A 13,061-nucleotide genomic window follows, 5' to 3' on the forward strand; every position below is an offset into this window, starting at 1 on the left:
AAACAGGATCCCCCACGATTTCATATCCATTACCCTAAGCCGTAAACACAACCCGGTTAGTTGCTTAAGCAGTTGCGTGTGATTTCACAAGCTAGGGGGTAAACGGTCAACGGAACTGTGTATGCCGCAAACGAAATCCCTTAGGCCGCGTACCCATTCCCTTACGCCGCAAACAAAACCCGGTTAGCCGCCTGAGCAATTGCGTATGATTTCACAGGCAACCCGGTAAACAGTCAACGGAACTGTGTATGCCGCAAACCGGATCTCTTAGGATTTCACACCCGTTCCCTTAAGCCGTAAATATAACCCGGTAAGCCGCTTAAGCCGTTGTATGTGATTTCACAAGCAAGCCGGTGAGCGGCAAAAGGGAACAGGAAAACCGCATACCGGGCCCGGTTCGGCATATACGCAATCCCTTAAATGACCGTTTTCCGGCCTTTAAAGCGGAAAGAAACGGAGTGTTTTTCTGTGGGTACTGACACAGGAGGGTATGGAAAAGAAATACGCTTATGATGAGTACCCCGGTCTTCCGAAGATAGGCAGAGTTTTGAAAACCCGTCCATACCTGCCGGGGTAGCAGGGGGAGTGCCATTCATACAATTCAAATCGCCACGTCATAAAAAAGTGTGGAAAGCTATGGGATACAAGGAGCACAAAGAACGCATATTCATTTTTAACAGACATTAGCGAATTCTTATTTGAAATGATAACTACTTACCGATCCCGAAAACCAGGGATTCTTTATCCGCGCGTCCGGCAGTAATAAGGTAAGACATAAGTCTTGAAACAGTTTCGCTATAATTGTGTGATTATTAATTTTCAGGCAGTAAAAATCTTTTTTTGATTTTTATTGAGTGTAAAAATTACATTTAATTTTGTTTTAATAAATGTTTTATTTACATTTATAATCGATTAACCACGGGATTTTTCGAAAAGGCAACACACCATGCTTCGAAAATCTGATAACCAAAACTTTTAACTTATGAGAGAATCAGACAGCAAAAAGGAGAGGATAGCGCTTCGCAGACTTCTGTGTATTCTGCTTTGCAGCTATCTGTGCGCCCCGGTATATGCGGAGACTTTTAACACCGATATTCCCGCGAAAATTTTCCTGAACGTTACCGGAAAAGTTGTTTCGGCCACCGATGGTCAACCCCTTCCCGGAGCAACGGTAATGATAAAAGGAACTTCTAAAGGAACCGTAACCGATTTCGACGGTTATTACGAGTTGGAAGTGGACGATCCTGAAAGTGCCGTGCTGGAGTTTTCATTTATCGGTTTTAGGACCGTTGAAGTTCCGGTAAATAACCAGGATGTTATAGATGTGGAACTGGAAGAGGACCTGGCCCAGCTGGACGAAGTCGTAGTGGTGGGTTACGGGACACAGCGAAAGGTAGATGTTACCAGTGCCGTAGCTTCCGTGAAATCCGAAAATTTTGTACAGGCTCCCGTTAGGGATGCGGGGCAATTGCTACAGGGTAAAGTTGCCGGGCTTACGGTAGCCGTTCCGAGCGGAGACCCTACCCAAGGCGTAAAAGTATCCCTTCGCGGAAATACGACGATCCTGGGAGCTAACGAGGCTCCGCTGGTGCTGATAGACGGTATACCGGGAGACCTCAATACGGTTGCCCCCGAAGATATAGAATCCGTCGATGTACTGAAGGATGGTTCTGCTGCTGCTATTTACGGGGTTCGGGGTAGTAACGGGGTAGTTATTATTACTACGAAAGGATTTAAGGACGGGCAGGTGAATACACTGGATTACAGTGTGCAACTCAGTACGCAGCAAATTGCGCGTAAACCGGACATGCTCACCGCGAACGATTACAGAAGGCAGATAGAAGAAGGCATCCGTGCCGGGTCCTGGGACAATGGTTATGACACGGATTGGTTTAAAGAAGCAACACAAACCCCGTTTTCGCAGGTACACAACCTTACGTTCCGGGGAGGAAATTCGGAGACCAATTACCTTTTTAACCTGAACTATCGCGGGTTCGATGGTATTATGCGCAAGTCAGACAATGAGACCTTTAACGGCAGGGTAGATGTAGAGCATAATATGTTTGACGGCAAACTGAAATTCAATTTGGGTATTATAGGAAGGCAGAATTCTTATACGACTACCGGCGATGGTGTTGGTTTCAACAACTGGACATACCGGCAGATAACCATACAAAACCCTACATCCCCGACCCGTGATGAAAACGGTAACTGGTTCCAGGAAGGTATTTTTGATTATGACAATCCCCTTGCAAGGTTATACGAGAGCGACGGCCGTAATAAGAGCCAGTATACCAGGTACAATGCCCGTGTTACCTTTATGCCCGTAGAAGAAATCCGCCTGGCAGCAAATATGACCTATGACAAGTATAACCAGTCACGGGGTTATGCGGAGACCAAGCGGCATATCAGCACCACGAGGGACGGGAGGAACGGGTATGCTTCTATTGGTAACGAGGAGAATATATATCGTTTTATAGAACTTACCGGAGAGTATAAAAAGTCTATCGGGGATCATAATTTTTCCGTTCTGGGAGGATACGGTTACCAGGAAAACGAATTCTTCTCTTCCTTTATGCAGAACTGGGATTTCCCGACAGATATATTCGGATATGCCAACATAGAGCAGGGCAAGGCGCTGGCAGAAGGCAGTGCCGAACAAGGTAGTGACCGGAGCGAGACCAACCTGATCAGTTTTTTCGGAAGGGCCACATATAATTACAAAGATAAATACCTGCTTATGGCGAGTGTCCGGTATGAAGCGGCCAGCCAGTTATACAAGACCAAGGACCCCTGGGGAACCTTCCCTGCGATATCCCTGGGATGGAGGATCAATGAAGAGTCCTTTATGAAAAATGTAGACTTTATAGACAATCTTAAGATCAGGGCAGGGTACGGAGTTACCGGGAATCAACCACAAGATCTTTTCCTGGGGCCTGCAACCCTGGATTATGCCGATTACTTTTATATCAATGGCGATTGGATACGTTCCCTTTCACCCAATCAGAACCCCAATCCCAACCTGCGTTGGGAAGAAAAGAAGGAGTATAATATAGGTCTGGATTACAGCTTTTTCAATGGCAGATTGTACGGGGCGCTGGATTATTACAACCGGAAGATAGATGGTCTGCTGTACGATTACCAGGTTCCCAGTCCGCCCAATATCCATACGGTAACCAGGGCCAATGTGGGAATTATGGAGAATAAAGGGCTGGAACTGGACATATCGGCAATCCCCGTAAAAACAGATGACTTTACCTGGACCACCCAATTGCTTTTTTCCACCAATTCCAACAAACTGGTAAGCCTTTCCAATGATCTTTACCAACTGGAATCCAACTATTTTACCGCGGGTAGCACGGGAGTGCCGATCCAGACCCATACGCACATCGTGGAAATAGGAAAACAACTGGGAGACTTTCACGGGTATAACGTAGTGGATATCTCGGATGACGGGTACTGGATATATAAAGATGCCAATGGAGACAGGGTGGAATATGATGATTTTAACCGCGGATTTGAAGACAAGCAGGTGATAGGTAACGGTATACCCAAATATCACGGCGGGTGGAACAATAGTTTTCGTTATAAAAACTGGGATTTGGGTATCACCATGCGGGGATCATTCGATTTTCAGATCATTAATTTCCAGAGAATGTACTATGAGAATACGGGAGATGACCGGTATAACCGCCTTCGTTCCGCATATGACAATATTTACGGAAAAGCGGTTCTTAACAAAAATGTTCCCCTCGAATTCAACAGTCATTATGTAGAAGACGGGGATTTCTGGAAGATTGACAACATTACCCTGGGGTATAACTTTAAAGACATCGGGGGAGACCTTATCCGCTCTGCAAGAGTGTATGTCTCTACCCTGAACACTTTTGTTATTACAAAATACAAGGGGATAGATCCGGAAGTCGACTGGTCCGGTTTGTCGCCCGGTATAGATAACAGGGATAAATACCCTACTACGAGGACATTCACCCTGGGTATTAATGTGAGCTTTTAATCTTCGCTGTTCGCAGAGAAGCATAGTTTTTTAACACATAAGTAAAGTATCACGGAAACGGAAGCCATAAGAAAAAGCAGAACACCCGGGAAAAGCAAAGGCATTCCGTATCAAAAAACGAATCGATGAAAACAATAAAATCTCATATAACTGTCCTGTTGTTAGTTTTTACGTTAACAGGATGTACCGATCTCAAAGACCAGAATTTTGATACCGTAATAAGCGATGAATTCAACGCTTCCGAAGACGATGTGAATTCCCTTATCGCCTCGGCTTATATCCCCTGGCGGGAATTGTTTAACAAGTGGCAGAGTTATTTCTGGGCTCAGGAAATATCCACGGACCAGCTCGTGATCCCCAAACGTCCCTGGGGATGGGTGGATGATGGCGGATACCGCAGGTTCCATACCCACAGATGGACTTCCGAAGATGCCATCGTAACCTCCTGCTGGCAAAGGGCGTATAAAGGAATAACTACATGTAACCGCGTGATTTATCAGATAGATAACGATCTGATCCCGATAGGAGAATTCAGGGAAAGTACGCTCGCGGAACTGCGAGTGCTCAGGGCGACATATTACTGGGTATTGTGCGATATGTACGGAAATATACCCATAGTTACCGATTTTGACGTGCCGGATGATTTTCTTCCGGAACAGAACACGAGAAAAGAAGCTTTCGATTTTATCGTACGCGAACTAAAGGAGAATATGGAGAATATCCGGGAAGATAATATTCAGTTCCCTTCTACCAGAATGAACGAATGGGTAGCCCGTACCTTACTGGCCAGGATGTATCTGAATGCCGAAGTATATACCGGAACGCCTATGTGGGAAGAATGTATGGCGGAATGTGATGCCATTATGGGGGCCGGATTGTACGACCTGGAGTTTGATCAGAAGAGCGTATTTGCTACCGATAACTGGCAGTCTACCGAGATTATCTGGGCTTTTATTTATAACGATAAGTTCCTGGATCAGTTCGGGGACGACTGGAATGCCTTTGATCACCATATGCAAACATTGCCGCAGGAAATGCAACGGACCTATAACCTTCAAAATTCTCCCTGGGGAGGAATTTGTGCAATACCTCAGTTTATAAATACCTTCGATCCGGATGATGCCCGCTATCGTGAGAACTGGATCCAGGGGGTACAACGCTCTGCCGGCGGAGATGTGCTGCTCGTGGAGAACGGAGAGCAAAAAGGACAGGAGCTCAACCTGGTTAATGTACTTCCGGCTGTAGATACCACAGAGGCTAATCATGGTCTTCGCCTCGGAAAATTTGAATACGCCATGGGGGCTTCTGCCATACTGAACAATGCATTTCCCTTTTTCAGGTATGCCGATGTACTGATGATGAAAGCCGAATGCCTGCTCCGAACCGGGCGGGCAGATGAAGCTGCTATCCTGGTAAGCGAAGTCAGGGAAAGGAGTTTCCGGGAAAACCCCGAAAAAGCTGCCGTTACGGGAGCAGAACTTACCGGGGGAAGTTCTTATGACTATGGAAGGAGAGACGTACATCAGACCACCTCCGAAGGAGGGGCCGATATTCAGTACGGCAGATTCCTGGATGAACTTGGTTATGAATTCTTTGAAGAAGCACGTCGTCGTCAGGATATGATACGTTTTGGGGTGTTTACCACAAAATCCTGGTTTTCCCACGATGCAAGCGATAGCTATCACACGCTGTTCCCCATCCCCCAGGTGGAACTCAATAAAAACGGGAACCTGGAGCAGAATCCCGGTTATTGATCCGACAGGATCATGCGAATTTAATTTTGTGTAGTCATTATTCTTTCTTAATCATGAAAATTTATTTAAAATTTATTTTTCTGTCTACCCTGAGCTGCATTGTGGCAAAGACCGCCTACGGGCAGGATATAGCTATAAAAAGCGGTAGTGAGGAAAAATCTATCAGTCCGGACCTGTTCGGGATATTTTTTGAAGATATTAACTATGCGGCCGATGGCGGATTATATGCCGAACTGGTTCAGAACCGTTCGTTCGAGTATAGTCCTTCCGATAGAAAAGGATGGCACTCTCTCACGGCATGGAAATATCTCACCGAAGATTTTGCCTATGGGACCTTAACGGTAGAGACTTCGGAACCTTTGAACAAAAATAATCCGCATTATACCGTATTGAATATTGAAGATGAAGGACAGGGAAAAGGAGGACTCGGTCTGGCTAATTCAGGTTTTGACGGCATCGTACTGAAAAAAGGAGAAAACTATAATTTTTCCGTGTGGTCCCGCTTGTTTTCCGAAAGTCCGGTTCCCTTAAGAGTGGAATTAAGGGACAAGGAAGGAAAAGTATACGGACATACCACATGGACAGCCGAAAGTACGGATTGGAAAAAATATGAAGCCAGGATTGCCGTCACACAAAGTACGGACAGCGCTTATTTGGCAGTTGTAGCCAAAGGAAAGGGAAAAATAGCCCTGGATATGATATCACTTTTCCCGGAAAATACATTCAAGGGGCATACTAACGGGCTTCGGGCCGATCTCGCCCGGGTAATAGCGGACATGAAACCGGGGTTTGTGCGCTTTCCGGGAGGTTGCCTGGTGCACGGGGACGGACTGGAGAATATGTATCGCTGGAAAAATACTATCGGCCCTGTGGAAGAACGGGTTCCTCAAAAGAATATATGGAGATATCACCAGACAGCGGGATTGGGATATTTCGAATACTTTCAGTTCTGCGAAGATATAGGAGCGAAACCGCTACCGGTATTGGCTGCGGCAGTGAGTTGTCAGAATTCCGGGGGAACCTGGCGTATAGGAAGTATAGGACAGAAAGCGATGCCCCTGGAGGACATGAAAGATTATATTCAGGAAGTCCTGGATCTTATAGAATATGCCAATGGCCCGGTAACTTCTACCTGGGGCGCTAAACGTGCTGAGGCGGGGCATCCGCAACCTTTTAACCTGGAGTATATAGGTATAGGTAATGAAGATAAGATAACCCCCGAATTTGAAGAGCGATTTAAAATGATACACGATGCCATCAGGGAAAAACATCCGGAAATTATTGTGGTAGGGACTTCCGGACCCGGTCCCTCCGGAGAGGACTATGAGAAAGGATGGGAATTCGCCAGAAGGGAAAATGTCACCCTGGTAGATGAACACTATTACGAAAAGCCCGAATGGTTCTGGAGTAATCTTGAACGCTATGATAAGTACGATCGTACTGTTCCGGCAAAAGTCTACCTGGGAGAGTTTGCCGCTCATGATACCGATCGGAAGAACACCCTGCGTTCAGCACTGGCCGAAGCCGCGTATATGACACACCTCGAACGCAATGGGGATGTTGTCCGGTTCAGCTCTTATGCACCCCTTTTCGGACGTGTGGGGCATACGCAGTGGAACCCGAACCTGATTTATTTTACAGGAGATAAAGTATTGCGGACAGTAAATTATTACGTTCAGCAATTGTTTTCCCTAAACCGGGGAGACATTTATGATCCCGGGCTGGTATCCCCGTCCGGTAAGAGCAAAGACAAGAACGCATTTGCGGTATCGGGAGTAAAGGATTCCGAAACGGGGGATATTATCATAAAAATAGTAAACGGGGAAGAAAAAGAACTCGGGGCGGATATCCGTCTTTCCGGACTGGATATTTCAAAGGCAAAAGCGGAGTGTATTCTTCTCACAGGGAATCCTGTGGCCGAAAATACCCTTGAAGCTCCGGAAACTGTGATCCCGGAAACCAGGTCCCTCCGGATCAGTGAAAATTTCACTTACCCGGCCCCGGCACACTCCCTGAGTGTGATACGAATCAAGTTATGAAGGATATATTACCTTTAATCAAAAATAGAGATTGAAAAAGTTTAAACGAGTTCATTGTTACATTATTTATAAAACCAAACTAATGAAACTAAAGTATGGCCTGTTGGCGCTGAGCATATTATGTCTTACCGGGGTTCGGGGACAATCCCTCCGGAGTTTTGCACTTTCCGAAGTAAAACTCGCTCCGGGCCCGTTTTACAGGGCACAGCAAACCGATTTGCAGTATATCCTGGAACTGGATGCAGACAGGTTGCTGGCACCCTTTCGTATAGATGCCGGGCTGGAACCCAGGGCAGAACGGTATGGCAACTGGGAAAATACAGGTCTGGACGGCCATATAGGAGGGCATTATCTTTCTGCTTTGGCTTTGATGTACGCATCTACCGGAAATGAAGAACTGAAAAACAGGCTGGCATATATGCTCGATGAACTGGAAGAGTGCCAGGATGCCAATGCTAACGGTTATGTTGGGGGCATTCCTGGCGGAAATAAAATGTGGAAAGAGATTGCCGGTGGAAAAATAGAAGCAGCAAGTTTCTCGCTCAACAGTAAATGGGTGCCATTGTACAATATCCACAAATTGTTTGCGGGTTTACGCGATGCCTGGGAAATTGCCGGTAATCCCAAAGCAAAAGAAATACTGGTAAAACTTTCCGATTGGCTTGTGGATATTACTTCCGGCCTTTCCGATGAACAGATACAGGAACTCCTGGTAAGCGAACACGGGGGGATGAATGAAGTCCTGGCGGACGTATCTGAAATTACCGGGAATAAAAAATATCTCGTACTCGCAGAAAAATTTTCACACCGGGAAATACTGGAACCCCTGTTACATCAAAAAGATGAATTAACCGGACTTCACGCCAACACGCAAATTCCTAAAGTCATAGGCTTTGAACGTATCGCAGAACTCAATAATAACTCTGACTGGGCAGAGGCTTCCGATTTTTTCTGGAATACGGTCGTGAAAGACCGGAGTGTGTCCATCGGAGGGAACAGCGTACGCGAACATTTTCATCCCGTGGGGGATTTTTCGGAAATGATAGCATCCAATCAGGGACCGGAGACCTGCAATACATATAATATGCTACGGCTTACCAAAATGCTTTTTCTGTCCCATCCGGAAGGAAAGTATATCGATTATTTTGAAAGGGCATTGTTCAATCATATTCTTTCGTCCCAAAATCCCGAAGGCGGTTTTGTCTATTTTACCCCGATGCGACCCAGGCATTACCGGGTGTACTCCCAGCCCCAGGAGGGATTCTGGTGCTGTGTGGGCTCCGGATTGGAAAATCACGGAAAATACGGGGAGTTGATATATGCACACAACGGTCCGGATATTTATGTTAATCTTTTTATCCCTTCGTCACTGGACTGGAAGGAAAAAGAACTCAAACTGGTCCAGCAGACAAAGTTCCCGGACGAAGAAGGATCACAGATCTCCTTACAATTGAAGAAACCCACCCGGTTTAAGTTATATGTACGGCATCCGGGTTGGGTAGAGGAGGGTGCATTTTCGGTAAAAGTCAATGGAAAAGAACAAAAAATACAACCCGATGCTTCCGGTTATGTAGCTATAGACCGGAACTGGAAGAATGGTGATAAAATTTCCGTAAGCCTGCCTATGCATACCACTACGGAATACCTGGAAGCCGAAAAGACAGGTACCTCACGCTGGGCTTCATTTGTACACGGACCTATAGTACTGGCAGCGGTAACAGATACTACCGACCTGGATGGCCTGTTTGCCGATGACAGCAGAATGGGGCATGTAGCCAACGGTAAACTCTATCCTATAGATGAAGCGCCATGGTTAGTAGCCGAAGGAAATGAGGACCCTGCGGCAAAAGTAAGTCCGGAAACCGGAAACCCGATGACCTTTACCACGTCCGGTTTAATCTATCCGGAGGAATATAAAGACCTGAAACTAGTCCCTTTTTATAAGGTACACAATGCGAGATACATGATTTACTGGCCCTTGATAGAGAAAGACGAGTTGGATGGAAAACTGGATGCCATAAGAGCGAAGGAGAAAAAACACCTGGAACTTGAAGCAAGGACTGTCGATCAAGTGGCTACGGGAGAGCAACAACCCGAAACGGAGCATCATTTTCAGGGTAAAGAAACCAATACCGGAATGAACCACGGAAGTTTCTGGAGAGATTCAAAAGCCTGGTTCAGTTACGAACTGAACAATGCGAAAAAGCAGGGAAAAGTGCTCCGGATTACATATTCCGGCGGAGATAAGGACCGGGAGTTCGATATCTTGGTGAACGATCACCTGCTTGCTTCTGTAAAACCTGACGGGACAAAAGGAAATACTCTTTATGACGAAGATTACCGTATCCCCGGAGAAATCCTCAAAGCAGGGGGAGACACCTATATAACCGTAAAATTTGCAGCGCATAAAAATTCACGGACAGCAGGAATTTACCATATCCGCCTGTTAAAAGAATAGCTGATTTTTAGAATGTTTTTTACAGAGGGCCCGGCATATGTAATGATGCGGGGCCTTTTTTATGACCGTCGATCTGCGATTTCCCCGTTACCTTATATTCTTGTGGATCTGTCCGTTTGGCCAGTACAATTTTCGAAGGTGAAAAATATGTATTACGGAAAAAACGATACCTGCAATCACAATGGGAATAGCTTCCAGTAGTACCCCGTAGGCAATATAAACCAGGTTGGATAAGAGGTGCCACACGCGGAAAGTCCGCATTTCCTTTTTAGTTATGGCAAAAAAACCGGTGCCAATAGCTATATATCCTATTATCTCAGTCATTCGTAAGGTTTCTTATAGTCCTTTCTTTATAGTTTTTCCTATTTAATTTTTCCTCGATGTTCTTCAACTGTTCCACAAAATCCGGGCTGTCTTCCAGGAGGTCCTTTGTGGTTTGTATCCCCGCTTCCCAATACGCTTCGAAAACCGGAAGTTTGTCCAGGGCTTTTTGAGAGAGGCTGAGCAGTTGTTTCCGCGAATCCTCTTCATCCGTTTGGGTGTCTATATACCCTTTTTTCTTCATTTTGTTAATGATCTTTACAACCGCCGGATGCGAGAATTGTAACTTTTCCGATAGTTTGGTTATGGTCATTGTCCCGTGCTTTTGCAGTAGCAGGAAAACCAGGTTCCAGTTCGGCTCGATGTCCAGTCCTTCCGATTTGTAAAAATCTCTCGTGCTGTATAAGAGGGCATCACTTAATCGTTTAATGCGGCTATGCAGCCCGGCATATTCTATTTCAATTAAAAAATCATCCATAAAATGTAAAATACGTAACCAGTTACGCAAAAGTATAAAAAAAGTAACCGGTTACGTATTTGTAGAAAAATTATCAATAAAAAATTGATAAATGTTACATCACAATCATATTGTCAGTAATACTATATTGTTTTTTATATTTGTTAATCTAGTATATGACAAAATTAGATTTTGGCACTATTTGTCGGAAAATCAGTTTTACCCTAGTCATTTTGACTGCCCCGATATTCATCGGGATCTCCCTTTAGGGCTGGGGTCAAAATCCCGATCCCGATATGTATCGGGACTTTCGGGAGAGGAAAATCCTGCGGAATTGAATGTTGTCATGTACTGAGATTTGTTAATTATGTAATTTACATTTGTGTTTATTACATTTTATAATTAGTTTTCCTTTCAGATTTTTTAAAAATGAAAAAACGGACGAGATACTTTATGAAAAGTATCCTTTCGTTCAGCAATAAACCGATCTTAATGAAAAACACCAGACGAAATTTTATCCGGACATCCGCCGCGTTTACGGCAGCGGTAGGAATAGGCACTACAATGCCTTCCGCATTTTCTATGATTACGGACAAACCGAAGAAAAAAATAAGAATAGGGGCCATAGGCATCAAAGGAATGGGTTGGGCCGACCTCAATGCCATTCTGAAGCATCCGGATGCCGAGTGTACTGCACTGTGTGACGTAGACAAAAGTGTTTTGGACAACCGGATAAAAGAACTGGCCGACCGGGGAATAAAAGTTAAAGGGTATGGCAATTATAAAGATCTGCTGGCGTCCAAAGATGTGGATGCCGTAGTTATCGGTACGCCGGATCACTGGCATTGCCTGCAAATGATAGATGCCTGTGCCGCAGGTAAGGATGTTTATGTAGAGAAGCCGCTCGGTAACTCCATAACCGAATGTGAAGCTATGGTAAAAGCCGCCCGGAAGTATGATGGTATTGTACAGGTAGGACAGTGGCAGCGCAGCCAGAAACACTTTCGGGATGCGGTCGACTTTGTTCATTCGGGGAAACTCGGGGAAATACGCCTGGTAAAAGCCTGGGCATACCAGGGCTGGATGAAAAGTATTCCCGTAAAACCCGATGGTCCCGTACCGGACGGAGTAGATTATAACAGCTGGCTGGGCCCGGCAGAGAAAAGACCTTTTAACCCTAACCGTTTTCATTTTGAATTCCGCTGGTTCTGGGATTACGCAGGAGGGCTTATGACCGATTGGGGCGTACATATGCTGGATTATGCCCTGCTCGGAATGAAAGCCACCAAACCGAAATCCATTATGGCCTCCGGCGGGAAATTTGCCTATCCAGACGATGCTGCCGAAACTCCGGACACCCTTACCACCGTATTCGAATTCGACGATTTTAACGTACAATGGGAACATGCCAATGGTATAGACGGTGGTCCTTACGGCCGTAACCACGGGGTGGCCTTTATCGGTAACAAAGGAACACTGGTGGTCAATCGCGATGGTTGGGAAGTAATCCCGGAAAAAGATCGCATGGAGGCCGTGCCGTTTCAGAAAAAAGTCGATGACGGCCTGGATTTGCACGCGGCTAATTTTATCGAAGCCGTCCGGAAAAGAGATAAATCCCTGCTGAATTGCCCTGTTGAGGCAGGAGCACATATAGCCATATTCTCTCAAATGGGAAATATAGCTTATAGAACCGGTAAAAAGATCTACTGGGATGAAGCCAAAAAGAATTTTAACGACAGGGAAGCCGATAAGCTTATTACCGCTTCCTACCACAACGGATATGCTATTCCTGCTTTGTAGCGGAATATGGAAAAGACAAGGAAATATGCCGTTATGAAATGAACCATAACTATTTGAGTTGATACCTCCCGATCCCGATAATTCCGATAACTATCGGGATCGGGACTATCGGGACGAAATGTTTAATGGCGAATTCATCTGACCGATTAAAAACAATTGCGAAGCACATCAACGAACACCATTAAACAATGAACGATAAGTGAGTTAAATAAAAATG

Annotated in this window: 7 protein-coding genes; 5 read left to right on the plus strand and 2 right to left on the minus strand. The window is 45.4% G+C overall.

The genetic code is table 11. From position 1 onward, the window contains the following. The first annotated feature begins 982 nt into the window (after nt 1–982). The 4 genes from ACVBDY_RS07395 to ACVBDY_RS07410 all read left to right on the plus strand — a co-directional run bounded on the left by ACVBDY_RS07395 (nt 983) and on the right by ACVBDY_RS07410 (nt 10,266). Nucleotides 983–4,015 carry a SusC/RagA family TonB-linked outer membrane protein gene (locus ACVBDY_RS07395; RefSeq protein ID WP_447174827.1) on the plus strand — a complete coding sequence of 1,011 codons (3,033 nt, stop codon included), beginning with the start codon at nt 983–985 and terminating at the stop codon, nt 4,013–4,015. Nucleotides 4,016–4,140: 125 nt separating this feature from the next. Continuing rightward, on the plus strand, nt 4,141–5,769 hold the full coding sequence (locus tag ACVBDY_RS07400; RefSeq protein ID WP_447174828.1) for a RagB/SusD family nutrient uptake outer membrane protein: 1,629 nt from the start codon (nt 4,141–4,143) through the stop codon (nt 5,767–5,769). Between the two features lie 53 nt (nt 5,770–5,822). Further along, nucleotides 5,823–7,808 carry an alpha-L-arabinofuranosidase family protein gene (locus ACVBDY_RS07405; protein WP_447174829.1) on the plus strand — a complete coding sequence of 662 codons (1,986 nt, stop codon included), beginning with the start codon at nt 5,823–5,825 and terminating at the stop codon, nt 7,806–7,808. Nucleotides 7,809–7,890: 82 nt separating this feature from the next. Continuing rightward, a complete protein-coding gene (locus tag ACVBDY_RS07410; protein ID WP_447174830.1) occupies nt 7,891–10,266 on the plus strand; it encodes a beta-L-arabinofuranosidase domain-containing protein in 2,376 nt (791 codons plus the stop codon). 87 nt (nt 10,267–10,353) lie between these two features. On the opposite strand, the gene ACVBDY_RS07415 is transcribed toward ACVBDY_RS07410, so the two are convergent. Both ACVBDY_RS07415 and ACVBDY_RS07420 read right to left on the minus strand, forming a co-directional pair. After that, nucleotides 10,354–10,590 (minus strand): hypothetical protein, encoded by a 237-nt coding sequence (locus ACVBDY_RS07415; protein ID WP_447174831.1) that lies wholly within the window; start codon nt 10,588–10,590, stop codon nt 10,354–10,356. After that, nucleotides 10,583–11,065 carry a MarR family winged helix-turn-helix transcriptional regulator gene (locus ACVBDY_RS07420; protein ID WP_447174832.1) on the minus strand — a complete coding sequence of 161 codons (483 nt, stop codon included), beginning with the start codon at nt 11,063–11,065 and terminating at the stop codon, nt 10,583–10,585. The genes ACVBDY_RS07415 and ACVBDY_RS07420 overlap by 8 nt, the downstream gene beginning before the upstream one ends. Before the next feature lie 471 nt (nt 11,066–11,536). On the opposite strand from ACVBDY_RS07420, the gene ACVBDY_RS07425 reads away from it, so the two are divergent. After that, a complete protein-coding gene (locus ACVBDY_RS07425; protein WP_447174833.1) occupies nt 11,537–12,844 on the plus strand; it encodes a Gfo/Idh/MocA family protein in 1,308 nt (435 codons plus the stop codon). Nucleotides 12,845–13,061: the final 217 nt, after the last annotated feature.

It is taken from the genome of Sinomicrobium halophytocola (assembly GCF_052983395.1).